This is a genomic window from Alcanivorax sp. (genome assembly GCF_019431375.1).
Lineage (GTDB): Bacteria > Pseudomonadota > Gammaproteobacteria > Pseudomonadales > Alcanivoracaceae > Alcanivorax > Alcanivorax jadensis_A.
The window spans coordinates 3,554,161-3,580,576 of record NZ_CP080267.1 but is presented as its reverse complement, the minus strand read 5'-3'; the positions used below and the strand labels follow the sequence as shown (position 1 = coordinate 3,580,576).

23 protein-coding genes and 1 tRNA gene are annotated in these 26,416 nt (G+C 61.3%); 15 read left to right on the top strand and 9 right to left on the bottom strand.

The genetic code is table 11. The annotated features are described in order from the left end of the window. Position 1: 1 nt before the first annotated feature. From KZ772_RS16820 to hemA, 5 genes are all read right to left on the bottom strand, one after another. Positions 2-1,762, bottom strand: a complete 1,761-nt coding sequence (locus KZ772_RS16820; protein ID WP_290537595.1) for a patatin-like phospholipase family protein — start codon at positions 1,760-1,762, stop codon at positions 2-4. A gap of 168 nt (positions 1,763-1,930) precedes the next feature. After that, complete coding sequence (gene moeB, locus KZ772_RS16815) at positions 1,931-2,674, bottom strand: molybdopterin-synthase adenylyltransferase MoeB (protein WP_290537594.1); 744 nt, start codon at positions 2,672-2,674, stop codon at positions 1,931-1,933. A 139-nt stretch (positions 2,675-2,813) separates the two neighbouring features. Next, a complete protein-coding gene (gene prmC / locus KZ772_RS16810; RefSeq protein WP_290537593.1) occupies positions 2,814-3,650 on the bottom strand; it encodes a peptide chain release factor N(5)-glutamine methyltransferase in 837 nt (278 codons plus the stop codon). A 1-nt stretch (position 3,651) separates the two neighbouring features. Further along, positions 3,652-4,737: a peptide chain release factor 1 gene (gene prfA, locus KZ772_RS16805; RefSeq protein WP_290537592.1), complete on the bottom strand. Its 1,086-nt coding sequence runs from the start codon at positions 4,735-4,737 to the stop codon at positions 3,652-3,654. Positions 4,738-4,776: 39 nt separating this feature from the next. After that, positions 4,777-6,048 (bottom strand): glutamyl-tRNA reductase, encoded by a 1,272-nt coding sequence (hemA, locus tag KZ772_RS16800; RefSeq protein WP_290537591.1) that lies wholly within the window; start codon positions 6,046-6,048, stop codon positions 4,777-4,779. A 278-nt stretch (positions 6,049-6,326) separates the two neighbouring features. On the opposite strand from hemA, the gene KZ772_RS16795 reads away from it, so the two are divergent. The 7 genes from KZ772_RS16795 (at position 6,327) to pth (ending at position 12,168) form a co-directional block, all read left to right on the top strand. Beyond that, a complete protein-coding gene (locus KZ772_RS16795; RefSeq protein WP_290537590.1) occupies positions 6,327-8,030 on the top strand; it encodes a tetratricopeptide repeat protein in 1,704 nt (567 codons plus the stop codon). After that, positions 8,027-8,611 (top strand): lipoprotein insertase outer membrane protein LolB, encoded by a 585-nt coding sequence (gene lolB, locus KZ772_RS16790; protein ID WP_290537589.1) that lies wholly within the window; start codon positions 8,027-8,029, stop codon positions 8,609-8,611. The genes KZ772_RS16795 and lolB overlap by 4 nt, the downstream gene beginning before the upstream one ends. Beyond that, a complete protein-coding gene (gene ispE, locus KZ772_RS16785; RefSeq protein ID WP_290537588.1) occupies positions 8,608-9,474 on the top strand; it encodes a 4-(cytidine 5'-diphospho)-2-C-methyl-D-erythritol kinase in 867 nt (288 codons plus the stop codon). Before lolB ends, ispE begins: the two co-directional genes overlap by 4 nt. 63 nt (positions 9,475-9,537) lie before the next feature. Next, positions 9,538-9,613, top strand: a tRNA-Gln gene (locus KZ772_RS16780). Positions 9,614-9,682: 69 nt separating this feature from the next. After that, on the top strand, positions 9,683-10,642 hold the full coding sequence (locus KZ772_RS16775) for a ribose-phosphate diphosphokinase (RefSeq protein ID WP_290510618.1): 960 nt from the start codon (positions 9,683-9,685) through the stop codon (positions 10,640-10,642). 282 nt (positions 10,643-10,924) lie between these two features. After that, positions 10,925-11,566 (top strand): 50S ribosomal protein L25/general stress protein Ctc, encoded by a 642-nt coding sequence (locus KZ772_RS16770; protein WP_290537587.1) that lies wholly within the window; start codon positions 10,925-10,927, stop codon positions 11,564-11,566. 14 nt (positions 11,567-11,580) lie between these two features. Beyond that, positions 11,581-12,168 carry an aminoacyl-tRNA hydrolase gene (gene pth, locus KZ772_RS16765; RefSeq protein WP_290511452.1) on the top strand — a complete coding sequence of 196 codons (588 nt, stop codon included), beginning with the start codon at positions 11,581-11,583 and terminating at the stop codon, positions 12,166-12,168. A 236-nt stretch (positions 12,169-12,404) separates the two neighbouring features. Here pth and KZ772_RS16760 read toward each other — a convergent pair whose 3' ends face one another. Further along, the gene (locus KZ772_RS16760) at positions 12,405-13,145 is read right to left on the bottom strand and encodes a glutathione S-transferase family protein (protein WP_290537586.1); all 741 of its coding nucleotides are present in this window, start codon (positions 13,143-13,145) and stop codon (positions 12,405-12,407) included. 185 nt (positions 13,146-13,330) lie between these two features. On the opposite strand from KZ772_RS16760, the gene ychF reads away from it, so the two are divergent. Further along, on the top strand, positions 13,331-14,422 hold the full coding sequence (gene ychF, locus KZ772_RS16755; protein ID WP_290537585.1) for a redox-regulated ATPase YchF: 1,092 nt from the start codon (positions 13,331-13,333) through the stop codon (positions 14,420-14,422). 91 nt (positions 14,423-14,513) lie between these two features. On the opposite strand, the gene cysE is transcribed toward ychF, so the two are convergent. Then, on the bottom strand, positions 14,514-15,281 hold the full coding sequence (gene cysE / locus KZ772_RS16750; protein ID WP_290537584.1) for a serine O-acetyltransferase: 768 nt from the start codon (positions 15,279-15,281) through the stop codon (positions 14,514-14,516). Positions 15,282-15,331: 50 nt separating this feature from the next. After that, a complete protein-coding gene (locus KZ772_RS16745; RefSeq protein ID WP_290537583.1) occupies positions 15,332-16,105 on the bottom strand; it encodes an RNA methyltransferase in 774 nt (257 codons plus the stop codon). Positions 16,106-16,319: 214 nt separating this feature from the next. On the opposite strand from KZ772_RS16745, the gene suhB reads away from it, so the two are divergent. The 7 genes from suhB to KZ772_RS16710 all read left to right on the top strand — a co-directional run bounded on the left by suhB (position 16,320) and on the right by KZ772_RS16710 (position 25,334). Then, entirely contained in the window at positions 16,320-17,138 is an 819-nt protein-coding gene (gene suhB / locus KZ772_RS16740) for an inositol-1-monophosphatase (RefSeq protein WP_290537582.1), read from the top strand. 297 nt (positions 17,139-17,435) lie between these two features. Then, positions 17,436-18,890, top strand: a complete 1,455-nt coding sequence (locus tag KZ772_RS16735) for an NAD-dependent succinate-semialdehyde dehydrogenase (protein WP_290537581.1) — start codon at positions 17,436-17,438, stop codon at positions 18,888-18,890. Between the two features lie 163 nt (positions 18,891-19,053). Next, a complete protein-coding gene (locus tag KZ772_RS16730; protein WP_290537580.1) occupies positions 19,054-20,193 on the top strand; it encodes an isocitrate/isopropylmalate family dehydrogenase in 1,140 nt (379 codons plus the stop codon). Positions 20,194-20,231: 38 nt separating this feature from the next. After that, the gene (locus KZ772_RS16725; RefSeq protein WP_290537579.1) at positions 20,232-21,479 is read left to right on the top strand and encodes an aspartate aminotransferase family protein; all 1,248 of its coding nucleotides are present in this window, start codon (positions 20,232-20,234) and stop codon (positions 21,477-21,479) included. Positions 21,480-21,622: 143 nt separating this feature from the next. Beyond that, positions 21,623-22,594: a D-2-hydroxyacid dehydrogenase gene (locus KZ772_RS16720; RefSeq protein WP_290537578.1), complete on the top strand. Its 972-nt coding sequence runs from the start codon at positions 21,623-21,625 to the stop codon at positions 22,592-22,594. A gap of 24 nt (positions 22,595-22,618) precedes the next feature. Then, a complete protein-coding gene (locus KZ772_RS16715; protein WP_290537577.1) occupies positions 22,619-24,025 on the top strand; it encodes an amidase in 1,407 nt (468 codons plus the stop codon). A gap of 103 nt (positions 24,026-24,128) precedes the next feature. Next, entirely contained in the window at positions 24,129-25,334 is a 1,206-nt protein-coding gene (locus tag KZ772_RS16710; protein WP_290537576.1) for a pyridoxal phosphate-dependent aminotransferase, read from the top strand. A 148-nt stretch (positions 25,335-25,482) separates the two neighbouring features. On the opposite strand, the gene secF is transcribed toward KZ772_RS16710, so the two are convergent. After that, positions 25,483-26,406 carry a protein translocase subunit SecF gene (gene secF, locus KZ772_RS16705; RefSeq protein ID WP_290537575.1) on the bottom strand — a complete coding sequence of 308 codons (924 nt, stop codon included), beginning with the start codon at positions 26,404-26,406 and terminating at the stop codon, positions 25,483-25,485. Positions 26,407-26,416: the final 10 nt, after the last annotated feature.

Genomic DNA, 26,416 nt, shown 5'->3' with positions numbered 1-26,416 from the left:
CTCAGCTCTCTCCCAGCAACTCGTCCCGCAGCGGCTCCAGTACCTGCAAGGCATGCTGATAGCCCCGCTCCGCCAGCGCATCCAGGGCTTTCCAATCGAACATATTCACATCTGTCACCGGCATATGCAGACACACATCGGAGCGCGCCACCGAGGCAGGATAGACCACGGTGTCGCTGTTGAGCGTAGCGGTACGCAAGAGAATCTCGCCGAAGCCGGGCCAGCTGGCACCACGCTGGCGACGCAGCAGCGCCCCGGGATCCGGCTGGCTGGATTTCATCTCTTCCAGGGCAATATCGCTCTGGGCACTGACACTGGAGGCGATAATGGCACCGCGCTCCATGGCCTGCATCACGTCCGTGGGCAGGTTATCCACCACCCCGCCATCGCACAGCAACTCACCTTCAAAGAGCACCGGCGGCGCCACCCCGGGCACACACATGCTGGTGCCGACCCAGGTGGCCAGACTACCGAACTCATGCACCACCGCTTCACCGCTGGACAGGTTGCTGGAGACACAGAAATAGCTGCGCCACAGGGATTCGATGGTGCGCTCGCCAAACACCGATTGCAGACGCTGATGGAATTTGCGGCCACGGATCAGGGACACCCGAGGCAAGGTATAGTCATTGAGGTAGTTGCGGCTAACGAAGGTATCCCTTGCCACCTGCATCATTTCCACCGCACTGAACCCGCAGGCCAACAGGGCCGAGACAAAGGCCCCCATGCTGGTACCTCCCATCACGTCCACCGGCATTTGCAGCTGCTCCAGCGCCCGGATCAGGCCGATATGGGCAAAGCCGCGGGCGCCACCACCCCCCAGCACCAGCCCCAGACCACGGCCGGTGATCTGCCGGGCAAGAGCGTCCAGATCCGGCCCGTACCAGGGCTGGACGTAATAATGGCTACGCGCTTTCAGTTGCTCCCGCCAGGCACGGGTATACGGAGAACCGTCGCCACGGGCACACAACAACACCAGCTCCAGCGGCGCCAGCAACGGCCCCGGTAACCGGGCAAGGGCCGGTACCGGCCGGGGCTCGGCGCCGGCTTCCACCAGCATCAACACCCGGTCGCCATGGCGCAGGCAACGCTCGGCCCAGATGCCTTGCCCCTGATCGGCCACATAGACCAGATGGGGATGAGCCGCCTCCAGACGATGCAGATAGGTTTCCAGCTTCTGTTCGCTATCATCATCCCCGGCAAGACTGTCCTGCCCCAGCTCCGCCAATACATGGGCCTCGGTGACCATACGCGCCCGAGGCCAGCCGCCTAGCCGCCCCACCAGCTCCTCCCCCAGAGTGGCTGCCGGCACCCCCGGGCTGGCCGGCACCAGAGACAGAGTCCCCTGGCGGGCCACATGGCCGGGTCGGGGTGTTTCCCGCTGACGTAACAGGTAGCGACTCAGTGCCAAAAGCACCGGCGGATGCTCCAGAAGAAAAGGCTCCAGGGCCTCGGCAGGAAAACGCAGCAACTGGCTGTCACGCAGAACCAGAATGTCCTGTGCAAAGGGATGATTTCCGAGCAACTCACCGGCACCGATCAAGGCACCGGGATTGATCGGCACGGTCGAATCAGCCACCGTTTGTTGCAACCGCCCGCTCACCAGCACGAACAGCCAGCGCGGGGTCCGCCCGGCTCGGCACACCACCTCTCCCACAGGCAGGGAGACAGGCTCCGCCAGATCCGCGAGGGCGGCGACAGCGGCATCGGGAAGATCCGAAAACAGGGGCAGGGACGCCAGTCGGGCTCGTGTCTCGCTCACCTCAGCCTCCACAGTAGACTACTTTCAAGCCTACGCCCGGGCAGAGAGGGGAAACAGTGTCGCTGTGTAAGTGGCAGCTTTTAGCTTCGAGGAGGGAGGAGCGAAACCTGGGGCGTCGAGGGAGGGCCTTTTGAGGCTCACTTCTCGCAATTCACCCCTGTTCTGCAACTATCGCCGGGAGCAGACCGGGCAGGCCGGATCCTTGTGGAAACGCATTTCCCGCCAGGACAAGGTGCGGCCGTCGAACAGCCGCAGAGTTTCTGGCAAGGGCTTACCCAGCAGTACCTGTATGGCGGCGAGCGCCTGCAGGGTGCCGACGATACCCACCACCGGGCCGACAATACCTGCCTGACTGCAAGCCAGGTCGCCGTCGGTGCCGTCACCATAGACACAGGCGTAGCAGGCGCTATCCGGCTGGCGCAGATCGAATACCGCCAACTGCCCGTCCATGCGGATGGCGGCGCCGCTGACCAGCGGCACCCGGTGAGTCACACAGGCCTGATTGATACTCTGCCGGGTAGCGAAATTATCGGTGCAGTCCAGCACCACAGTGGCCGACGCCACTTCCCGGTCCAGCCAGTCCGCATCCACCCGCACTGTGTGCGCCTGCACCGACACGTCCGGGTTCAGCGCCTGCAATTGCGCCTTCAGGGCCTCGGCCTTGGACTGGCCCACATCCTTGCCCCGGAAAGCCACCTGCCGATGCAGATTACTCAGCTCCACCGCATCATCATCCGCCAGCAGCAGCTCGCCAACCCCGGCACCGGCCAGGTACAACGCCGCCGGATTGGCCAGCCCGCCACAGCCCACCACCAACACCCGCGCCCCGGCCAGGGCTTCCTGCCCGGCCAGATCAAATTCCTCCACCATCAACTGGCGGCTGTAGCGAAGTAGCTGGTCGTCGTTAAGCATGATTCTCTCGCAGGCCCGCAAGCGCGTTATAAAAAATCATTTACCACAGAGAACACAAAGAACACAGAGAACACAGAGTTCACTGAGGAAATACCCGGTCTCCACCCTACGGTTCGGCTTTTGGGGTTTTCGCTGTTAACTATTCACTATTAACTGTTAACTGCCCCAACGTCACCCGCTCATTCCCCCCCAAATCCCGCTCTGTACGCACCGCGTCAAAACCCTCCGCCTCCATCAGCGCACGCACCTCGCCACCCTGTTGGTAACCATGTTCCAGCAGCAACCAGCCGCCGGCAACCAGCCGGGTGGAGGCCTGAGTGATGATGAAGGCCAGGTCCGCCAGGCCCCGCTGATCTGCCACTAACGCAGAACGCGGCTCGAAGCGCACATCGCCTTCTTCAAGATGGTGATCCGTCGGGTCGATATAGGGCGGGTTGCTGACGATCAGGTCAAAGGGGCCATCGCAACCTTGCAGCCAGCTGCCCTGCTGCAGGGTAACGCGAGCGCCCAGCTGACGGGCATTGCTCTCTGCCACGGACAGGGCGGCTGCACTCAGGTCAGTCAGCGTTACCTGCCACTGGGGACGCTCCAGGGCCAGAGACAGGCCAATGGCACCGGTGCCAGTACCCAGGTCCACCACCCGGGCCGGGCCCGCAGGCCCCAGCTGCAGAGCCAGCTCCACCAGAGTTTCTGTGTCCGGGCGCGGGATCAGGGTATCGGCGGTCACCAGAAAATTGTGCCCGAAGAATTCCCGCTGGCCGGTCAGGTGGGCCACCGGCTCGCCCGCCTCACGACGAGTAAGCAGTGATTCGAAGCGCTGCCGTTGTTCCTCGTTCAGCGCCCGCTCGGGCCAGGTAAACAGGTAGCTACGAGGACGGTCCAGCACATGGCAGAGCAGTATCTGGGCATCCAGATCCGCACTGGGGGAAGCTGCCAGCCGCTCACGGGCCTGACGCAGCGCGGTGTCGATGCGCATCTCAGCTGTCGCCCAGTGTCGCCAGCAGATCCGCCTGGTGTTCGGACATTAGCGCACCCAGCAGCTCATCCAGGTCCCCTTCCATGATTTCACCGAGCCGGTAGAGCGTCAGGTTAATGCGATGATCGCTGACCCGGCCCTGGGGATAGTTATAAGTGCGAATACGCTCGGAACGGTCGCCGGAGCCTACCAGGGATTTACGCTCGGCCGCCTGTTCCGCATGGGCCGCATTCTGCTGGGCATCATACAGTTTGGCGCTGAGCAGACTCATGGCCTTGGCCTTGTTCTTGTGCTGGCTACGCTCGTCCTGGCATTCCACTACCACACCAGTGGGCAAGTGGGTAATGCGCACGGCGGAGTCGGTGGTATTCACGTGCTGGCCACCGGCACCGGAGGAACGGTAGGTATCTATACGCAGGTCCTCGTTGCGAATCTGGATATCGCCGAGATCTTCCGCTTCCGCCATGATCGCAACGGTACAGGCGGAGGTATGAATACGCCCCTGGGATTCCGTAGCGGGAACCCGCTGCACCCGATGGGCGCCGGACTCAAACTTGAAGCGGGAATAGACACCCTCGCCAATAACCCGCGCGATCACTTCCTTGAAGCCGCCATGCTCACCTTCGCTGGCACTGACCAGCTCCACTTTCCAGCCGTTCTGCTCGGCATATTTGCTGTACATGCGAAACAGATCGCCGGCAAAAATGGCGGCTTCATCACCACCGGTACCGGCGCGCACTTCCAGAAACACATTAGCGCCATCGCGGGGATCCTTGGGCAACATCAGCTTCTGCAGTTCGTCGGCCAGGGCGTCCATCTTTGCCGTCGCGTCACGGGCCTCTTCCTGGCCCATTTCGCGCATTTCCGGATCACTGTCATCCTGCATTGCCCTGGCCGCGTCCAGATTGGCAGCCGCTTTCAGATAATCCTGATAGCACTTCACCACCGGGTCGATTTCTGAATATTCCCGGGACAGATCACGAAACTTTTTCTGGTTGCCGATAATGTCCGGGTCCGACAACAGGGCAGACAATTCTTCAAAACGGTCAGCCAGCTTTTCCAGCTTGCCTTGCAAAGACGCTTTCATAGAGTCCTCAGAGCCTCTTCAGGAAACCCGTGGCGGGGATTATTTCGGTTCGGACGAGTTATCCGGGTCGTCAAGCAACAGTTCGCGGGCCAGCAACAATGACTCCGCCCGGCCCTCCGCCGCCATCTTGCGCAGGGTCACACTGGGCGTGTGTAGCCACTTGTTGACCAGGGAGTGTTGAAACTTGCGCAGCACCTGCTCCGGATCACCACCGTTATGCAATTGCTGCAGGGCCTTTTCCAGCTCGCTCTCAGCCAGGGCGGTACGCTGTTGCCGATACTCGCGTAACACGCTCACCGCATCCTGCTCACGGCGCTGGCGACGGTGACGCACGATGGCATCACGGATCAGCTCGGCCGCCTCCTGGGCCGCCTGCTGGCGGGCTCGGACATTTTCCTGAATGGCTTCCTGCAGGTGATCCACCGTATACAGATAGACGTCATCCAGATCTCCCACCTCCGGTTCGATATCCCGGGGCACGGCAATATCCACCATGAACATGGGTTTGTGACGACGTTTCTTCAACGCCCGCTCCACCATGCCCTTGCCCAGGATAGGTAGCGGCGCCGCCGTACAGGAAATCAGGATATCTGCCCGTTCCAGGGCCACCGGTAGCTCTTCCAGGCTGATTCCTCGCCCACCCACACTGGCGGCCAGCTCCGCGGCACGCTGCTGGGTGCGGTTGGCAATGATGATTTCGCTGACCTGCTGCTCACTCAGATGGCGGGCCACCAGTTCGATCATTTCACCGGCCCCGATCAACAGGGCCCGGCTCTTTTTCAGATCGGCAAAGATATGGCGGGCAAAGGACACCGCTGCGTAGGCTACGGATACCGGATTGGCACCGATTCCGGTTTCTGTCCGGATGCGCTTGGCCACTGAAAACACTTCCTGGAACAGCCTCGACAACTCGCCGTCCAACAACCCCGCCTCATGGGCACGGGCGTAGGCTTCGCGCATCTGGCCCAGAATCTGCGGCTCACCCAGCACCAGCGAATCCAGCCCACCAGCCACCCGCATCATGTGTTCGAGAGCCTGCTCACCCTGATGCTGGTAGAGTACGGACACCAGTTTATCTACCGGCAAATGGCGACTTTGCGCCAACCAGGCGGCAAAATCCGGCACCGTCTCGTCAACCAGACAATATAGCTCGGTGCGGTTACAGGTGGAGAGCAGGGCCGCCTCGCGCACCCCGGGCATGTCTCGCAAGCTGGCCAGCGCCACTTCCGCCTGCTGCGTGGAGAACGCCAGACGTTCACGCAACTCCACATCCGCGGTGGTGTGATTTACGCCAACAGCGACTAGATTCATAGATTCTCGTGCCCGCAGCAGACCCGGGCCACTTTCCTCACCGGTTTACACGCGTATTGGCAGCTCATGGAACTCTCTGACTGCCAATCCCGTCAGAAGGCAATAGCCCGGTGAAAACAGGCCACGCAAGGGTCACGCATTTTGCGTGAAAGCGCCCCCCAAAACAATGATGGCCCGCCGAATCAACGGCATAGGAAGGACTTATGACACCCGAGTTTGGGCAATCCCGGATCGCTGTGCCATGATACCCGGACCATAAAACAGGCATACCTCCTTTAATGACGCGATTCCTTTTTTTGCCACTTTGCGGCGCCCTGTTGCTTAACGGCTGCGCCAGCAAGACACCGGCCCCAACAGCCGCTGAGTCCGAGCCCCCTGCAGCCACCCGGGCCGCCCCGAGCTATGACAGCGAGACCCTTTCCGATCTGCTGGTGGCGGAAGTGGCCGCCCAACGTCAATCTCTTGGCGTGACCCTGGCCTATTACAGCCAGGCAGCCCGTAACACTGGTGACCCACAAGTGATCAGCCAGGCGGCCCAGCTGGCCCATTATCTGGAAGACCATCAACAGGCCCTGGCACTGAGCGAGCTATGGCTGGAACAGGAACCCGCTGAGGAAGAGGCCCTGCAACTGGCCATTCTTTCGGAAATCCGGCTGGGCAATATTGACGCCGCAAGCCGTTACCTGGACACCCTGCTTGGCGAACACGGCGGTGAAGCTCTGGGTCGCCTGGTCGGCCAGGCACGCGGACTGGATGCCCAGGGCAACAGGCAACTGGTCCAGGCACTGGCACAACTCTCCGACCGTTATCCGGATCAGGCACCGCTGTGGTACGCCCGCGCGCTTTGGCTTGAACAGGAAGGCGATTATGCCGGCGCCCTGGAGGCAGACGAACGGGCACTGGATCTGATGCCTCGGCACGAAGATGCGCTGCTACTCAAGGCTCAGTTACTGCACAAACTCGGCGAAGAAAAAAAAGCGCTTCGCCACCTGAAAAAACTGGTGCGTAAATACCCGGATGCGCGGCGCCCCCGCATTACCTATATCCGCATGCTGCTGGCCACCGGCGCCACAGGAAACGCAGAAAAGCAGCTGTCCATATTGGCCGAACAGCACCCTCAGGATCTGGATTTGCGTTTCTCCCTGGCCCTGCTGGCGCTGGAAGCCGGCGCCACCAACTCGGCCCGTCAGGAACTCCAGGCCCTGCTTTCTGAAAACTATCGCCCCGATGACATGCACCTTTACCTGGGTCAGGCCGCCGAACAGGCGCAAGATCTGAATGAGGCAGTGGATCACTACCTGAAAGTCCAGGGCGGTCAAGCCGTTCGAGCCAACGTTCAGGCCGCTCGCCTGCTTTACCAGCTGAACAATCAGGATCAAGCCAGCGCCCTGATGGCCAGCCTCGCCGGGAAGCACCCGGAACTGAGCACCAGCCTGACCATTACTGAAGCGGAAATGCGTAGTAACACCGGCAACCCTCAGGGAGCTCTGGCTCTGCTGGACCGGGCGGTCAAGGCAGAACCCGACAATACCGAGCTGCTCTACAGCCGGGCGATGGTCGCGGAATCCATCGGCGATCTGACCAAAATGGAAAGCGACCTTCGGCACGTGTTATCAATCAACCCCGACGATGCCAGCGCCCTCAACGCCCTGGGTTATACCCTGGCCAACCGCACCCAGCGCCTGGATGAAGCCTTCGACTATATCTCCCGGGCTCTGGAGTTGCGCCCGGATGACCCGGCGATCCTGGATTCCATGGGCTGGGTTCTCTACAAGCGCGGCGAGCCGGAAGCCGCCCGCGAGTATTTACGCCGGGCCTATGAAAAATTCCCCGACCCGGAAGTGGCCGCCCATTACGGTGAAGTCCTCTGGGTATTGGGCGCCCAGAACCAGGCCCGCCAGGTATGGCGCGACACCCTGGAAAGCAATCCGGACGCCCCCCATATCCGCGAAGTCATGGAAAAACTCGGAGCCCGCCTGTGACCCTGAGCCCCACCCGTATTATCACCCTGACGTTGCTGGCCCTGGCTCTGAGCGCCTGTCAGTCGCGCCCCACCGCCACTGGCACCTTCGAGCATCCCAACCAGATCGACCGCTGGGCAATGAGCGGCAAGCTCGGCTACCGCACCGCCAATGACGGCGGCAGTGCGTCCTTCGACTGGACCCAGAAACCCAACCGTGGCCAGATCCGCTTTTCCGGTCCCCTGGGATTCGGCAGCGCTGATTTGCGCTGGGACAGTGGCCGGGCGGAACTGATTACCGCCAAAGAGCAGTATCAGGCACGCAGTCCGGGGGAGCTGGCCTGGCACCTGACCGGCTTCTGGCTGCCGGTCTCCGCCCTGCAATACTGGGCCCGGGGGCTGCCCTGGCCCGGCGCCCGTGGCGAGGCTGACTATGACGAAAGCGGCCATCTGCAAACCCTGCAGCAACTGGGCTGGAGCCTGGAATTCGACCGTTATCAGCCCGTGGCCGGGGTCACCCTGCCCTATCGCATCAAGGCACGACAGAACGGCAACCGTTTCACCCTGTTGATCAAGGACTGGCAGCCCGGTGCCGAAAAATGACCATGCTCACCCTTCCGGCCCCCGGCAAACTGAACCTTTTCCTGCATATCACCGGACGTCGTCCGGACGGCTACCATGAGCTGCAGACCCTGTTTGCCCTGCTCGACCAGGGCGACACCCTGCACTTTGCACCGGCCGACACCCTGACCCTGGAGTGCGACCAGGCTGAGGTACCCACAGACGACAGCAACCTGATCCTGCGCGCTGGCCACTTGCTACAAGCCCATACCGGCTGCCGCAAAGGGGCACGCATCCGTCTGGAAAAGCACTTGCCCATGGGCGGCGGTGTAGGAGGCGGCTCCTCGGATGCGGCCACTACCCTGCTGGGGCTCAATGCACTGTGGGAGCTGAATCTCTCCGAGGACACCCTGGCAGAACTGGGGCTATCGCTGGGGGCAGATGTGCCGGTCTTCGTGCGCGGCAAAAGTGCCTGGGCAGAAGGTGTTGGCGAGCAAATTACCCCCGTTTCTCTGCCGAATGCTGATTTTTTGGTCGTTCATCCGGGAATTCATGTATCAACTGCTCGAATTTTCGGCGACCGGCAATTGACAAGGGATACCCCCGTCAGTAAATTACCGGCCTCGCTTGAGGTGGTGCTGACCCGCGACTTTCGCAACGACTGTGAAGCGGCAGCAATCCGGCATTTTCCGGAAATCGGAGAATTGCTCCACTGGCTCAGGCATCATACGGGTAACGCCCGTATGACCGGCACCGGCGCTTGTTGTTTTGCGCGCCTCACCGGAAAGCAACAGGGGCAGCATTTGCTGCAACAGTTGCCACAACACTGGACAGGTTTCGTTGCTCGAAGCTGTAATACTTCTCCTCTCCACCAGATACTGGGAGAGACACTGGCGAAGTTTTGAGCGACACAGAATTCAGGTAAATCTGCACAAATAGGCAAATAGTGCAGACCTGAAACCGAGTGTTGGGGTATAGCCAAGTTGGTAAGGCAACGGGTTTTGATCCCGTCATTCCCAGGTTCGAGTCCTGGTACCCCAGCCATTTTCTTGCCCGGAGCCCTCCCCCCTTTCCTCGGAGGCTCCCGAAATTCACGACTCAAGAGGGACGCCAGTGTCCAAACTCGTCGTTTTCACCGGTAACGCTAATCCCGAACTGGCCCAGGCCATGGTTCAACATCTGAACCTGCCCATTGGCAACGCCGATGTGGGCACCTTCAGCGATGGCGAAGTCGCCGTGGAAATCCAGGAAAACGTGCGCGGCAAAGACGTCTTTATCGTGCAATCCACCTGCAACCCCACCAACAACAACATCATGGAGTTGCTGGTGATGGCCGACGCCCTGCGTCGCTCCTCTGCAGGCCGGATCACCGCCGTGATGCCCTATTTCGGTTACGCCCGCCAGGATCGCCGGGTGCGCTCCGCCCGGGTTCCGATCACCGCCAAGGTGGTTGCCGACATGATCACTGCCGTGGGCATCGACCGTGTTGTTACCGTTGACCTGCACGCCGATCAGATTCAGGGCTTCTTCGACATTCCGGTGGACAACGTCTACGCCACCCCACTGATCGTGGCGGACATCGAGCGTCAGAACCACGATGACCTGATGGTGGTATCCCCGGATGTGGGCGGCGTGGTTCGCGCCCGCGCCCTGGCCAAGCAACTCAACGATGCCGACCTGGCCATCATCGACAAGCGCCGCCCCAAGGCCAATGTATCCCAGGTGATGCACATCATCGGTGAAGTGGAAGGCCGCACCTGTATCCTGGTCGACGACATGGTCGATACCGCCGGCACCCTGTGCAAGGCCGCCCAGGCCCTGAAAGACCACGGCGCCGCCAAGGTCTACGCCTACATTACCCACCCAGTACTGTCCGGCCCGGCCATCGACAACATCGCCAACAGCGCTCTGGACCAGCTGGTAGTCACCGACACCATCCCGCTGTCCGAAGCCGGCCGCGCCTGCGCCAACATCCGCGTACTCAGCCTGGCGCCCATGCTGGCCGAAACGATCCGCCGGGTGAACAACGAAGAATCCCTGAGCGCCATGTTCGACCGGCTGGAGCTGGTGTAAATCAGCGGCAAGCATCAAGCTACAAGCTTCAACACGACATGAATTGTTGCCAGATTGAAGCCCCTGAGGCCGCGCACAGCTCCTGTGCGCGGCCTCTTTCATTCTAGGCCGCCCCAATCCCAAACCGTGTTGCAGCTTGTAGCTTGTGGCTTGAAGCCCTTTCCGCTGGCACGCAGCGCCTTTTTCCTGCATAATCGCGCCCCCGCGGAATCCTCCGTGGTTATATCAACCTCTCTGGCCGACCTGGTCGCGGGAAGCCCGAGAGCTAAATGGAGACATATCATGTCCAATGAATTCCAGCTATTCGCTGAAAGCCGCAGCGACATGGGGAAAGGTGCGAGCCGCCGCCTGCGTCGTCTGCAAGAACGTGTTCCCGGCATCATTTACGGTGGCGACGCCGAACCGCAGATGATCAGCGTGGAACTGCGTGAACTGAAAAAGGCCCTGGAAACCGAAGCCTTCTACAGCCACGTGCTGACCCTGAAACTGGACGGCGCCGAGGTGCAGGCCGTATTGCGTGACATGCAGCGTCACCCGGCCAAAGGTCACCCGATGCACGTAGATTTCCTGCGTGTGGACAAGACCCACAAGATCACCATGAACGTGCCCCTGCACTTCATCAATGAAGAAAGCTCCATTGGTGTGAAGAAACAGGGCGGCGAGATCCAACACAACATCGCCGAGGTGGAAGTCAGCTGTCTACCGCAGGACCTGCCTGAGTTCATCGAAGTGGACATGGCAGCAGCCGAGCTGGACAGCATTGTTCACCTGTCTGACCTGAAACTGCCGAAAGGCGTGGAACTGACCCAGCTCGCACTGGGCGACGACCACGACCAGCCGGTAGCCGCGATTCACGCGCCGAAAGTCCGTGCTTCTGCTGACGACGAAGACGGCGAAGGCGAAGAAGCCGCTGGCGAGGAATAAGACGCACTGTGGCTGTGGCGGAACCGGTTCGACTGATCGTAGGCCTGGGTAACCCGGGTCGCGAATACGAGGACACCCGCCACAATGCCGGCGTCTGGTATGTGGACGCCCTGGCCCGTCGCCAGGGCGTTTTCCTTTCCGAAGACAAGAAATACTTCGGCCTTACCGGCACCTTTACCTTCGAAGGCGAAACCATTCGCCTGTTGGTCCCCACCACCTTCATGAACCGCAGTGGTCAGGCCACCGCCGCTCTGGCGAACTTCTTCAAAATTCCTGTCACGCAGATGCTCGTCGCCCATGACGAACTGGATCTGCCTCCCGGTTGTGCCCGCTTCAAACAAGGCGGCGGCCATGGCGGCCATAACGGTCTGCGCGACATCATCAGCAAGCATGGCAACAGCCGCGATTTCTACCGGCTACGCATCGGCATCGGCCACCCCGGCTCCGCCGACCGCGTCACCCCCCATGTTCTCAACAAGCCCTCCCAAGCCGACCGCGACCTGATCGACCGCGCCATCGACGAAGCGGCCTATCACACCGCCGATATGCTGCGCGGGGATTTGAACGGGGCGATGAATCGGTTGAACGGATTCAAAGCCTGACGGTAGCTTCTAGCTTCTAGCTTTGATCGTCCTGCGGACGATGCCGTGCTTCGCACGGTTCGCCATGCAAGCATGGGCTCCCACAGGGGGCTTCGTAGAAATACCGAGGTCTTGGGAACTTTCCAGACCTCCCCTTTCCGATCGAGCGTAGCTCGTAGCTCGTAGCTCGTAGCTCGTAGCTCGTAGCTCGTAGCTCGTAGCTCGTAGCTCGTAGCTCGTAGCTCGTAGCTAAATTCTTACCTATCTTCTGCGTACCTCGCCAACACCCATTCCCCCGCCGGCCGGGCGCGCCATTTTTCGATCTGTTTGCGTAATGCCGGTGACAGCGTCGTTTCATCGAACAGATCCCAGGGGGACCCCTTCGGGCTGAGCAATGGCGCCAGCATGCTGGCGGCGGTGATGTCTGCCAGGCTGAAACGATCACCCACCAGATACCGCCCCTCGCCTTTCTCCAGCTCGCTTTCCAGCAACACCAGGGCCTCTTCCACCCGCTGCTCGGACCGCATCACCAATTGCGGATTGATGGCGTACCCTCGGCGTATTGCCTCGCGAACCAGCGGCTTCGCCAACCGCTCCAGGGGGCCGGGCAAGCCGCAATCGCCCACCAGGGCCGTCATGACCTCTGGACGATCAAGGATCTGCCCATACACCCAGCGCCGCACATGCACGCCGTAGCGGTCAAACTGCTGTTCCAGTTCGATAACCTTGGCTCGTGCATCACTGTTCTTGGGCAATAACCCCCGCTCGGGATAATATTTTTCCAGATAGTAGGCAATCCGGGTGGAATCGCTCACCCGCCGCTTGTCGTCACGTAGCAACGGCACCGTATTTGCCCGTGCCAGCCACTGGGTCCGCAACCGGTGCGCCACCGGCAGAAGATTGACCGTACGGTACGCCAGGCCTTTGTGGTCCAGCTGCCAGCGGGATTTCTCGCAATAATGGGAGATGGGGAACTGGTAAAGAATGCGCTCGGCCATGATGACTCTTGTTAAGAAAGGATTCCCCAGCAGTCTAGCCCCGGGCCGCTCCGTCTTTATCGGCAACAGCGCCTGACACGTCCGTCCCGCCAGCAACCTGCCCGTTCACCGCGAAATGCCCGGCGGAGGTCGCTTTTTCAACCCGCCTTGAGTAGCATTGCGCCCTCGAAAAACGGAGGTCTGTCATGGGTTTCAAATGCGGTATCGTCGGTCTGCCCAACGTGGGTAAATCCACCCTGTTCAACGCGCTGACCAAGGCGGGGATTGATGCCGAGAACTTCCCGTTCTGCACCATTGAGCCCAATACCGGCGTGGTACCGGTGCCGGACCCGCGCCTGGACAAGCTGTCCGCCATCGTCAGCCCGGAACGGGTAATGCCCGCCACCATGGAATTCGTGGATATCGCCGGCCTGGTGGCCGGAGCATCCAAGGGTGAAGGCCTGGGCAACAAGTTTCTGGCCAACATCCGCGAAACCGATGCCATCGCCCACGTGGTGCGCTGCTTCGATGACGAGAATGTGATCCACGTGTCCGGCAAGGTGTCACCACTGGACGATATCTCGGTAATCAACACCGAGCTGGCCCTGGCCGACCTGGATACGGTGGAGAAAGCCCACCTGCGCGCCACCAAGGCTGCCAAGGGGCAGGACAAGGACGCCAAAGGCCTGCTGCCGGTACTGGACAAGGTACTGCCCGCCCTCAATGAAGGCGAACCGGCGCGATCCGTGGATCTGACCGATGATGAGCGCAAGGCCATCAAGAGCCTGAACCTGCTGACCCTGAAGCCGACCATGTACATCGCCAACGTGGACGAGAGTGGCTTTGAGGACAACGCCCTGCTGGACGCCGTGCGCGAACTGGCCGAGAAGGAAAACTCCTCCGTGGTGCCCATCTGCGCCAAAATCGAATCGGAAATTGCCGAGCTGGACGACGAAGAGAAAGCCGACTTCCTGGCCGACCTGGGCATGGAAGAGCCGGGCCTCAATCGGGTCATCCGCGCCGGTTTTAACCTGCTGGGCCTGCAGACCTATTTCACCGCCGGTAAGAAAGAAGTGCGCGCCTGGACCGTCAAGGTCGGTGCCACCGCCCCCCAGGCCGCCGGTGTCATCCACACGGATTTCGAGAAAGGCTTCATCCGCGCCGAAGTGACCGCCTACGAAGACTACATCGAATTCAACGGCGAAGCCGGCGCCAAGGATGCCGGCAAATGGCGCCTGGAAGGCAAGGAATACATCGTCAAGGACGGGGATGTAGTGCACTTCCGCTTTAACGTTTAAGCGCCCCCGGAATAAAAAAAGCCGCGCCCTCCCAGGCGCGGCTTTTTTGGTTTTCGCTGTTAACTATTCACTGTTAACTGTTAACTGCTTTTCAATCCGTGCCGCCGGCGTTGACCGGTTCGAAATCCTCGTCTTTCAACTCCGGCAACTTCTCGTCGCAACCCTGAATGCCCTGCTTCTTGAGATTATTGCAGACACGGTCCAGCTTGTTGTCCACTGCGTGCATGTGATCCAGCAGAAGATGGATGGCTTCAGCCACCGGATCGGGCATGTCGTTGCTGACACCATAGGCTTGAAAGCCGATCTTTTCTGCCATTTCCTGACGGTTCTTTTCCGTCTCGGTAATCGGCTTACTGACCACCCGCCCGGGGATACCTATCACCGTTGCCCCTTCGGGGACTTCCTTGGTGACCACCGAGTTGGAACCGATCTTGGCGTTCTTGTGCACGGTGAACGGGCCCAGCACCTTGGCACCGGCCCCGACCACCACACCGTCTTCCAGGGTCGGGTGGCGCTTGCCCTTGTTCCAGCTGGTGCCCCCCAGGGTGACGCCGTGATAGAGCGTCACGTCATCACCGATTTCCGCGGTTTCGCCAATCACCACGCCCATGCCATGGTCGATAAAGAAACGTCGACCGATCTTGGCGCCCGGATGAATCTCGATACCGGTCAACCAACGGGCGAAGGTGGAAACGAATCGCGCCAACTGTTTGAAGTTGCGCGTCCACAAACCATGGGCGAGGCGATGAAACAGCACGGCGTGCAGGCCCGGGTAGTTCAACAACACTTCCAGCGTGTTACGCGCCGCCGGGTCCCGGTGGAATACCGACGCGATGTCCTCGCGTACTCGATCAAACATAGATACCTCGTCTCAGGTATAGCCGGTTGGATAACAACGGGGAGCGTTTGCTACTTCCCGTCATTGCGCGGCATTTTTCTTTCCAGCGCCACCAGCACACCACGCAGAATACTCATTTCCATTTTGTCCGGTCGCGCGCGCATAAACAAACGGCGCATGCGCGTCATCACCTGGCCTGGCTGCTGCGGATTCAGAAAACCGCTCTGCGCCATGACCTTTTCCAGGTGATCCAGAAAACCGGCGACGGCCTCGTTACTGGCCAGCGGCTCATCCCAGAACATCTCCGGCAACGGCATGGCCTCGCGGCGGGAGCGCGCTTCCTTCAGATCGAAATCGTCCCCCAGCAGAGCCATACGCAGCTCGTAACTGATTAATTGGACCGCTGACGCCACATTCAAGACCCCGTACTCGGGATTGGTGGGCACACTCACATGCAGATTGCAGCGGCGCAGCTCATCATTGGTAAGCCCGCGATCCTCACGGCCGAACAACACTGCAATACGGGTGTCATCGGGCTCGTGGGACAATTGCGCCGCCAGCTGCCGGGGTGTCAGGCACGGCCAGGGAATACGGCGCTGGCGGGCGCTGGTGCCGATTACCAGGGTGGCGCCTTCCAGGGCCTCGTCCAGGGTCTGGCAGACCTGCGCAGCTTCCAGCACATCCCCGGCCCCGGAGGCCCGGGCAGTGGCTTCCACGGACGGATAATCCCGCGGCTGTATCAGCCTCAGGTCCGACAGCCCCATGGTTTTCATGGCCCGGGCTGCGGCACCGATGTTGCCGGGATGAGTGGTTTCCACCATCACAATACGCACATTTTCTAGCATGTAAGGTACCTGTACACGGGTCTGGCCGGAAAAGGCGGCAATGTTATCATGAGAAACAGCCAATTATCCCTTGCCTGAGTGGCCCTGGTGGCCGGGAAAGGGAATTAAGCGGTTTCCAACGCTGCCCTGAACGCACCGGCTCTGCTACAATCCGCGCCCCGGCAAGGCACCCTGCCCGCCGGCGCTCTTTGACAACTTTTTTGAGGACAGATGCATGCATGCGCCGCAAGTGAATATTGCCCTGCGAGCCGCCCGTCAGGCGGGTAACCTGATTCGTCGTGCCGCCGAAAGCAATGACCCGTTATCTGTCAGCAAGAAAGGGATGAACGACTTCGTCACCGAAGTGGACCGGGCTGCGGAGCAACGCATCATTGAGGTCATCCTCAAGGCCTACCCGGATCACAGCATTCTCGCCGAGGAGTCCGGAGAAATCCGCGGCAAGGGTGACGGGGCAGACTTCCAGTGGGTGATCGACCCACTGGACGGCACTACCAACTTCATCCATGGCTTCCCCCAGTACTGCGTCTCCATCGCCCTGAAACACAAAGGAAAACTGGAACACGCAGTGATCTATGATCCCAACCGGGATGAAGAATTCACCGCCAGCCGCGGCCGTGGCGCCGCCCTCAACGGCCGTCGTATCCGCTGTACCAACCGCCCCGGTCTGGAAGGCTGTCTGATCGGCACCGGTTTCCCGTTCCGCAAGGACCAGGCGCCGCACATGGACGCCTATCTGGGCATGTTTGCCGACATCGCCGCCTCCACCGCCGGCCTGCGCCGTCCAGGCTCTGCTGCGCTGGATCTAGCCTGGCTGGCCGCTGGCCGCCTGGACGGCTTCTTCGAATTCGGCCTGTCCGAGTGGGACCTGGCCGCCGGCGCCCTGCTGATCACCGAAGCTGGTGGGCTGGTAGGCGATCTGAGCGGTGGCCACAAATTCCTGGAAAGCGGCGGCATCGTCGCCGGCAGCCCGAAAGTCTTCAAAGGCCTGCTGCAGAAGATCAAACCGCACCTGAACGAGGGGTTGCGTCGATAAACCCAGCTACGAGCTACAAGCAACTAGCTGCTAGCTACGACGCGGTTCAAGTCCGGTGCCAATCGACATCCCTTGAGCCGCGCCGCAGCATTTAACACGCCTGCTCCTTGTCCGAATCCCGGCGCCATGCCGACTAGTTTCCCGCCAATTCCTTTCCTTCTCGCAGCTAGAAGCTCGTTGCTCGCAGCTGATCTTTTCCTTAGACCCCGAACCGATTTTTCCCTTCTGGCATGGACATCTGCCCTTGCTTTGCTAGCGTAATACGCAACACGGTGCAAAAAGCTCGGGAGATGTACGATGACGGTTACCCTCACTGACAACGCCCTGTTTCGCCAGCAGTGCTATATCAATGGCCGATGGTGCGATGCGGATGATGGCGCCACCTTCACCGTGAGCAACCCGGCCACCGATGACAGCCTGGGCACCGCTCCGCGTATGGGCGAAGCGGAAACCCGCCAGGCCATCGACGCCGCCCACGGGGCTTTTCCCGCCTGGCGGGATCTCCCCGCTGCACAGCGGGCCACACGTCTGGAGGCCTGGCATGATCTGATGATGGAACATCAGGACGACCTGGGCCGGCTGATGACCCTGGAGCAGGGCAAGCCCCTAGCCGAGGCCAAAGGCGAAATCGCCTACGCCGCCTCCTTCCTGAAATGGTTTGCCGAAGAGGCCCGGCGCGCCTATGGCGACACCATCCCGGCCCCCAAACCCGGCCAGCGGATTGTGGTGATCAAGCAGCCCATCGGCGTCACCGCCGCCATCACCCCGTGGAACTTCCCCTCCTCCATGATTACCCGCAAGGCCGGGGCCGCCCTGGCCGCGGGCTGCACCATGGTGGTCAAACCCGCCAGTGCCACCCCCTACTCCGCCCTGGCACTGGCCGAACTGGCCGAGCGCGCAGGGATTCCTGCCGGGGTGTTCAACGTGATTACCGGCAGCGCCGGGGCCATTTCCACAGCCCTGACCGACTCGCCCATTGTCCGCAAGCTTAGCTTCACCGGCTCCACGGAAGTGGGCTCCAAGTTGATGGCCCAGTGCGCCAAGCACATCCAGAAAGTCTCTCTGGAACTGGGTGGCAACGCGCCCTTTATCGTCTTTGACGATGCCAACCTGGACAAGGCAGTGGAAGGCGCCATGGCCAGCAAGTTCCGCAACACCGGCCAGACCTGCGTCTGTGTGAACCGCTTTCTGGTGCAGGACAGCATCCACGATGCCTTCGTGGAAAAACTGAAAACTGCCATCGAGGCCATGAAGGTGGGTGACGGCATGGAAGAGGGTGTCAGCCAGGCGGCCCTGATCAACCGCGATGCCGCCGACAAGGTCATGGAGCATCTGGAAGATGCCCTGGGCAAGGGCGCCAAGGTGGTCACCGGCGGTCAGCGCCACCAACGGGGTGGCAGCTTTGTGCAGCCCACTCTGATCACCGGGGTCACCACCGATGCCCAGCTCTGTCAGGAAGAAACCTTCGGCCCACTGGCGGCAGTGATCCCGTTCCGCACGGAAGAGGATGCCATCCGCATTGCCAACGACACCCCCTACGGCCTGGCCGCCTATTTCTACAGCGACAATATCCACCGCTGCTGGCGCGTGGCCGAAGCGCTGGAAAGTGGCATGGTGGGCGTCAACGAGGGGCTGATTTCCAACGCGGCGGCACCGTTCGGTGGCGTTAAGGAATCCGGCCTCGGCCGTGAAGGCTCCCACCAGGGCATGGATGAGTACCTGGAAGACAAGTATCTGTGTATGGGTAGCTGAAAGCAGCTTCGAGCTTTTAGCTGCGAGCTGCTAGACAGACTTCGGGTTGAATCAGAGGCAAACCCGACCTCCGCACTAAAACCGGAAAAGATCCGGCAGCGCGGTTGAAACATGGGTTCTCAAACTCGTGGCTAGAAGCTCGTAGCTCTAACAGGAGTTATGGATGACGCAAACGCTGAATATTGCCCTGCTCCCCGGTGACGGCATCGGCCCGGAAGTCATGGACGTGGCAGAAGCCGTGCTGGATCAGCTGATCCAGCGCTACCAGTTGCCGCTGAACCATACCCGTTTTGACTGGCCTTCTCACGCCTGGCATCAGGCCCATGGGGAGATGATGCCAGGCGACGGGGTCGCACAGCTGCGGAAATTTGATGCCATGCTGCTTGGTGCTCTGGGGGACCCGGGGCCACTGGATGAACCGTCCCGCTTTGTACTTTCCGACAGCGTCTCCCTGGCTCCCTTGCTGGCCCTGCGCAAGCAACTGGAGCTGTGGGCCTGCGAGCGGCCGGCTCGCTGGCTGCCCGGCGCCCCCCAATATCTGGCCGATCCCCGTGCCCGGGAGGTGGATATGCTGGTGATTCGCGAAAACAGTGAAGGCGAATACAGCGGCCAAGGGGGCCGACTGGCCCCGGGCACCGCCCAGGAAGTGGCCACCCAGGTGGAAGTGTTCACCGCCCGCGCCACCGAACGATTGATCCGTCATGCTTTCCACCGGGCACGCCAACGGGCCACCCAGCGGGAAACACCACGTCAGTTCAAGGACGGTAAAAGCGCGCAGGTGTGTCTGATTACCAAGCGCAATGCCCAGCCCTTCTGGGGCGATCTGTATACCGATACCTTCCACCGAATTGCCGCCGAATTTCCCGAGGTGGACACTCACCACGAGCTGGTGGATGCGGCCTGCATGAAGTTCGTGCAGTGCCCCTGGCGCTTTGACGTGGTGGTCGCCAGCAACCTGCACGGCGACATTCTCACCGATCTGGCGGCGGTATTGTGCGGTGGCCCGGGGCTGGCCCCATCCGCCAACCTGAACCCGGACGAACCCATCTTGCCGGCCCTGTTCGAACCGGTGCACGGCAGTGCCCCGGACATTGCCGGCCAGAACCTGGCCGACCCCCGAGCCACCCTGATGAGCCTGGCCATGCTGCTGGACAACCTGGCCCACCATCACCCGGCCATCGGCAGTGCGGCACAACATCTGCATGACCTGATCAAGGCGGACCTGGCCCGTGAGGCCAACGGCGAGGCTTTTTCGGGGACTCGGGAAACCGGACAGCGACTATGCCAGTGGCTGGCTGCGTAAACCACTAACTGGCAAGCCAACAACAGGAAGGAGGCGTCATGAGTCATTTGTCCCCCCTGCTGGTGCAATCCAGCGGTATTTGTGCGGAGCGCGGCGAAGGAAGCTGGCTCTACGACCAGGACGGCAATCGCTGGCTGGATTTCACCTCCGGCATCGGGGTGACCTCCACCGGCCACTGTCACCCCAAGGTAGTGGCCGCCGCCCAGGCCCAGGTGGCAAAACTGGTCCATGCCCAGTACGCCACCGTCACCCACCCCAATATGCTCACGCTTACCGACCGGCTCTATGAGCACCTGCCCAAAGGCCTGGATGCGGTGGCCTTTTCCAACTCCGGCAGTGAATCCGTGGAAGCCGCCGTGCGCCTGGCCCGCCAGGCCACCGGACGCCCCAATCTGATTGCCTTTCGCGGTGGCTTCCATGGCCGCACCCTGGCGGCGGCCTCGCTGACCACCTCCACCAGCAAGGTGCGTACCGGCTGGCAGCCGTTGATGGCCGGGGTCAGCATCGCCCCCTTCCCCCATGCCTACCGTTACAAGCAGGACATGGACACCTGTGTGGCTGACTGCCTCCACGAGCTGGACCATATCTTTGCCACCGAGTGCAATCCGGCGGACACCGCCGCCATGATCATCGAACCGGTACAGGGCGAATACGGCTACTACCCGGCCGGCCAGGCCTTTATGCAGGGGCTGCGCGAGCGCTGCGACAAGCATGGCATCCTGCTGATCGCCGACGAGATCCAGGCCGGTTACGGGCGCACCGGCAAGTTCTGGAGCCACGAACATTTTGCGGTGAAACCGGACATGATCATCACCGCCAAGGGTCTGGCCAGCGGCTACCCACTGTCCGCCATCGCCGCCAGCAAGGCCCTGATGAACCACGGCTACCCGGGCTCCCAGGGCGGCACCTACGGCGCCAATGCGGTGGCCTGCGCGGCGGCACTGGCAACGCTGGATGTGATCGAGAACGAACAACTGGTAAGCCGCGCCGACACCCTTGGTAGCAAGTTGCGCCAGCAACTGGAAGCCCTGCAAAAGCAGCATGACTGCATTGACGAGATTCGCGGCATGGGCCTGATGCTGGGGCTGGAAATCGTCAGCGCCCCACACACACCGGACGGCGACCGCGCCGCCAGGCTGATCAAGCACTGCGAAACTAACGGCATGCTGATGCTGCGCTGCGGCAGCCAGGGCCAGGTGGTCCGCTGGCTACCACCGCTCACCGTCAGCGAAGCAGAAATCGACAAGGCGGTAGAACTGTTCGCCGCTGCACTGAAAGAAACGTGAAAAAAAGCTTCGAGCTGCTAGCGACAACGCGTTTCGATGCAGTGGCCGCATCAAGGCTTGCGCCGCGCACCATTCTTGCCAGCGCAGGCGCTGTAGCTAGAAGCTAATAGCTAGCCGCTCGTAGCTGAACTTAAGGAGACCCGATGACCGACACCACCATCACTGTACTACTGGCCGAAGACGAGCCGGCGCTGCCGGGGCTGGACACCCTCACCGGCCACGCCCGGGTGCAAGAGGTGCGTACGCCTGATGAACTGCGAGCCGCGCTGCCAGACACCCAGGTGCTGGTGGTAACCGATTTCCGTACCGGCTTGCTGGAAGAGGTGTGGCCGGACAACTGCCCGGTGCGCTGGGTGCATGCCACCAGCGCCGGTGTCGATGCGCTGATGATCGACCCGATCAAGAACAGCGATATCGTGGTCACCAATGCCCGCGGAATTTTCGACCGTGGCATTGCCGAATACGTGCTCGGCGCCCTGTTGCTGTTCGCCAAGGACACCCTCACAAATCTGGCCCTGCAGGCAGAAAATCGCTGGCAGCATCGGGAAACCCGGCTACTGAAAGGCAGCCGGGCACTGATCGTGGGCGCCGGCTCCATCGGTCGGGAAGTGGCCACGGTGCTGCGAGCCATGGGCATGGAGGTGATCGGCACCGCCCGGCGCGCTCGCCAGGACAGCGCCTTTGACCGGGTCCATCGCCAACAGGACCTGCCCGCCCTGCTCGGCGATGCGGACTATGTAGTGATTACCGCACCGCTGACCCCAGACACCGAAGGCCTGTTTGATGCCGCCCAGTTCCGGCGCATGAAACCCGGCGCTGTGTTGGTCAATGTGGGCCGCGGCGCCATCGTCAGCACCGACGCCCTGTTCCAGGCCCTGCAGACCGGTCGCCTGGGCGGCGCCGCCCTGGATGTGTTCGAACAGGAACCCCTGCCCGCCGACCACCCCCTGTGGGACCAGCCCAATGTGATGCTCTCCGCACACATGGCCGGGGATTTCATCGGCTGGCGGGCGGCCCTGGGACAGCAGTTTGTCGACAACTTTCACCGCTGGCGCCGAAACCAGCCGCTGATCAACCCGGTGAACAAGGAATACGGCTATGTAAGCAGTAGCTAAGTCCGACTGTGGAGGAAGAGCTTGATGAGCAAGGAAGTATTGACCATGAGCGCCCTGGCGCTGAAAACCGCCTACCAGACCGGCGCCCTGTCCCCGGTGGAGGTATGCAATACCCTGCTGGATCATGTGGAGCAACATGACCAGGCGCTCAACGCCTGGTGCCTGATTGATCGGGATACCACCCTGCAATGGGCCCGCGAGTCCGAGCAACGCTATCTCGATGGCAATAGCAAAGGCCTGCTGGATGGCGTGCCGGTGGGCGTAAAGGATGTCTTCCTGACCCCCATGTGGCCAACGTTGAAAGGGTCTCGCACCATCGACCCGGCCTCCACCCTGGAAAAGCGCTCTCCCGCCGTGGCGGCGCTGGAACGCAACGGCTATGTGCCTCTGGGCAAGACCACTACCCCGGAATTCGGCTGGAAAGGGGTCACCGACAGCCCCCTGTGCGGTCCCACCAATAATCCCTGGAACCCGGCCAAGACTCCCGGCGGCAGCAGTGGCGGCAGCGCCGCGGCGGTCTCGGCGTGCATGGCACCGATGGCCCTGGGTACCGATGCCGGTGGCTCCATCCGTATTCCTGCGGCGTTTTGCGGCATCGTCGGCCACAAGCCCACCTTCAGCGAAGTCCCCCACTGGCCGGCCAGCCCCTTCGGCACCCTGGCCCACGCCGGCCCCATGACCCGCACCGTGGCCGACGCAGCCTTGATGATGCAGGTGCTTACCGAAGCGGATCCCCGCGACAGCCTTGCAGCCCCGCGCCGCAACACCGACTATCTGGCCGCGCTGCACCAGCCCATGAAAGGGCTGCGCATCGCCCTGAGCACCACCCTGGGTTACGTGGATGTGAATCCGGACATCGAGAAAGCGGTTCTCGAGGCTGGCAAGGTATTCGAGGCCCTGGGCGCCACAGTCACCGAGGCAGACCCGGGCTTCAGCAACCCGCTTGCCGCCTTCAGCCACCTGTTCTACAGCGGCGCCGCCAACGCCATGCGCGATCTTGGAGAGCGCCAGCGCAATCAGATGGACCCGGCCCTGGTGGAAGTGGCCAGGAAGGCGGAGAAACTGTCCATGCTGGATTATCTGGGTGCCATGAACGAACGCATGGCAGTCAGTGAACGCATGGCCCTGTTCCACACCAAGTACGATCTGCTGATCACCCCAACCCTGCCCCTTGATGCTTTTGACACCAACCGGGAGGTGCCGGTGGACTGGCCCAGCACCCGCTGGCCCACCTGGACGCCCTTTACCTATCCATTCAACCTGACCGGCCAGCCGGCCCTGTCTGTGCCCCTGGGGCTCACCGGCAACGGCCTACCCATGGGGCTGCAGATTGTCGGCGCGCGCTTCGATGATGCCCGGGTACTGGCCGCCGGCCACGCCTTTGAACAGGCGCAGCCGTTTACCCAGTTGCCGCCGTTGATGCAGATCTAACCACCCACTGCAGGAGCGTCGCTGGCGGCGCGATAACCATTGCCGGAATCGCGCCGCCAACGACGCTCCTGCAGCGAGGGGGACCGCAAACAAGGAGTACAGAATGGGCAATATCAATCTGGATACGGATTTCTACGAAAGCGAAGACCCGATCTGGAATCCGGCGCTGCTCACCATCCCGGTGCCGGGCATTCGCCGTATGGTGAATCTGGCCTCGGACCTGGAAGACGTGATTCACCTGTCCATCGGCCAGCCGGATTTCAAGCCGCCCGGTCATGTGATCCAGGCCGGCGTGGATGCCCTGAATGCGGGCCAGACCGGTTACACCATGGACGCCGGCCTGCCGGAACTGCTGGAAGCGCTGGCGGACTACTACAGTGAGCGCAGCCAACGGCCTTTGTCGCCGGAAAACATCATGGTCACCACCGGCGCCACCGAAGCCATATATCTGGCCCTCACTGCCACTTCGGCACCGGGCCGGGAATTTATCGTGCCGGATCCTTCCTTCATGCTCTACGGCCCGCTGATCCGCATGAACGGCGGCACCGTCCACGCGATTCCCACCCGCGCGGAAAACAACCACCAGCTGGACCCACAGGAAGTCATCGACGCCATGGGGCCCAACACCTTTGCGGTGATCCTCAACTCCCCCAGCAACCCTACCGGCACGCTCTATCCGCGGGAAACCGTGGAAGCCATTGTCGAGGAAGCCGCCTACCGTGGCATTCATGTGATCAGCGACGAGGTCTACGACCACCTGATCTACGATGGCAAGGAATACCCCAGCGTACTGTCCTGCTGCTCGGACCTGGATCATGTGATGGTGATCAGCAGCTTTTCGAAAACCTTTTCCATGGCCGGCATGCGCATCGGCTGGCTGATCGGCAGTCAGGGCGCCATCAAGAAACTGCGCCGCTACCACATGTTCACCACCACCGTGGCCAACACGCCCTGCCAGTGGGCCGGGGTCGCCGCCCTGCGCGGCAGTCGTAACTTTATCGACACCATGGTGGAGGAATACCAGCATCGCCGGGACCGGCTGGTGGAACTGGTGGGCCAGACCCCACACCTGACCGGCTACCGCCCGGACGGCGCCTTCTACCTGTTCCCATCCCTGCCGGAAGGCGTGGACGGCGCCAACGTGGCCCTGAAACTGCTGCGCGAAACCGGCGTCTGCACCATCCCCGGCGACACCTTCGGCGAAGCCGGCAAGCACGCCCTTCGCATCAGCTATTCCACCTCCCTGGACCAGATCGAGGAGGCGTTCGAGCGCATCATCCCGTGGATGAAAAAACAGAACTTCGGGTAAAGGGCTCGCCTGCGAACATACCTGCAGGGCACAGAAGGCTCCTATTGCGATGTTGAAAGCATCCGCCGACCTAAAACCAAAAAGCCGCGAAAATTCGCGGCTTTTTGGTTTTAGCTATTAACTATTCACTGTTAACTATTCACTGCCTTTATGGTGTTTCATCCAGCTCTTCCGGTTCCGGAATCAGGAAGTCTTCCTTGTCGACCTTCATCATGAACAGGATGTTAGTCACCACGTAGATGGAGGAGTAAGTCCCCACCAGAACACCCACGATCAGCGCTTCAGAAAACGCCTTCATCACTTCACCGCCGAAGAAGAACAGGGCGACCAGCACCAACAGGGTGGTTAAAGAAGTATTGATGGTTCGCGTCATGGTCTGGTTCACCGCACCATTGATAATGGCTTGCGGATCCGTTTCCCGGGTATTGCGAAACTCGTCGCGAATCCGGTCCGCCACCACAATGGAGTCGTTCAGTGAGTAACCGATCAGCGCCAACACCGCCGCCAACACCGTCAGATCAAACTGCCATTGCAGCAGTGAAAACAGGCCCAGCACGATGATCACGTCGTGGAACAGCGCCACCACCGTGGCCACACCGAACTTGTTGGAAAAGCGGAACCAGACGTAGAGCATCATCAGCCCCAGCGCCAGCAACATGGCGGTGCCGGATTCATCGCGCAGCTCATCGCCCACTTGCGGGCCGACAAACTCCACTTTCAGCAATTCCAGATCACTGTTGCCCGCCTTGAGCGCGTCGAACACTACATAGCCGATCTTGTCCGCATCCACGCTGTCCTTGGGCGCCACACGGATATTCACTTCCTTGGGCGAGCCATAATGCTGAACCACCGCATCACCAAAACCCGCTTCGGTCAGGTCAGCCCGGGTCTGGGACAGTGACACATCCACCGGGCTTTTCACCACGATGGTGGTGCCGCCGGTGAAATCCAGGCCCAGGTTCAGGCCACGGGTCACCAACAGAATCACTGAGATGACCACCAGCGCAATGGACAGAATGCCCAGCGGTTTCCGGGCAGCCATGAAATTGATGTTCATTTCTTCCTTACTCATCGCCATCACC

What these genes read in the sequence shown, in the direction of transcription:
- moeB (WP_290537594.1), bottom strand. Translation starts at nt 2,674, where the DNA reads ATGCTTAACGACGACCAGCTACTTCGCTACAGCCGCCAGTTGATGGTG.
- prmC (WP_290537593.1), bottom strand. Translation starts at nt 3,650, where the DNA reads ATGCGCATCGACACCGCGCTGCGTCAGGCCCGTGAGCGGCTGGCAGCT.
- prfA (WP_290537592.1), bottom strand. Translation starts at nt 4,737, where the DNA reads ATGAAAGCGTCTTTGCAAGGCAAGCTGGAAAAGCTGGCTGACCGTTTT.
- hemA (WP_290537591.1), bottom strand. Translation starts at nt 6,048, where the DNA reads ATGAATCTAGTCGCTGTTGGCGTAAATCACACCACCGCGGATGTGGAG.
- KZ772_RS16795 (WP_290537590.1), top strand. Translation starts at nt 6,327, where the DNA reads ATGACGCGATTCCTTTTTTTGCCACTTTGCGGCGCCCTGTTGCTTAAC.
- ispE (WP_290537588.1), top strand. Translation starts at nt 8,608, where the DNA reads ATGACCATGCTCACCCTTCCGGCCCCCGGCAAACTGAACCTTTTCCTG.
- KZ772_RS16770 (WP_290537587.1), top strand. Translation starts at nt 10,925, where the DNA reads ATGTCCAATGAATTCCAGCTATTCGCTGAAAGCCGCAGCGACATGGGG.
- KZ772_RS16760 (WP_290537586.1), bottom strand. Translation starts at nt 13,145, where the DNA reads ATGGCCGAGCGCATTCTTTACCAGTTCCCCATCTCCCATTATTGCGAG.
- ychF (WP_290537585.1), top strand. Translation starts at nt 13,331, where the DNA reads ATGGGTTTCAAATGCGGTATCGTCGGTCTGCCCAACGTGGGTAAATCC.
- cysE (WP_290537584.1), bottom strand. Translation starts at nt 15,281, where the DNA reads ATGTTTGATCGAGTACGCGAGGACATCGCGTCGGTATTCCACCGGGAC.
- KZ772_RS16745 (WP_290537583.1), bottom strand. Translation starts at nt 16,105, where the DNA reads ATGCTAGAAAATGTGCGTATTGTGATGGTGGAAACCACTCATCCCGGC.
- suhB (WP_290537582.1), top strand. Translation starts at nt 16,320, where the DNA reads ATGCATGCGCCGCAAGTGAATATTGCCCTGCGAGCCGCCCGTCAGGCG.
- KZ772_RS16735 (WP_290537581.1), top strand. Translation starts at nt 17,436, where the DNA reads ATGACGGTTACCCTCACTGACAACGCCCTGTTTCGCCAGCAGTGCTAT.
- KZ772_RS16730 (WP_290537580.1), top strand. Translation starts at nt 19,054, where the DNA reads ATGACGCAAACGCTGAATATTGCCCTGCTCCCCGGTGACGGCATCGGC.
- KZ772_RS16725 (WP_290537579.1), top strand. Translation starts at nt 20,232, where the DNA reads ATGAGTCATTTGTCCCCCCTGCTGGTGCAATCCAGCGGTATTTGTGCG.
- KZ772_RS16720 (WP_290537578.1), top strand. Translation starts at nt 21,623, where the DNA reads ATGACCGACACCACCATCACTGTACTACTGGCCGAAGACGAGCCGGCG.
- KZ772_RS16715 (WP_290537577.1), top strand. Translation starts at nt 22,619, where the DNA reads ATGAGCAAGGAAGTATTGACCATGAGCGCCCTGGCGCTGAAAACCGCC.
- KZ772_RS16710 (WP_290537576.1), top strand. Translation starts at nt 24,129, where the DNA reads ATGGGCAATATCAATCTGGATACGGATTTCTACGAAAGCGAAGACCCG.
- secF (WP_290537575.1), bottom strand. Translation starts at nt 26,406, where the DNA reads ATGAGTAAGGAAGAAATGAACATCAATTTCATGGCTGCCCGGAAACCG.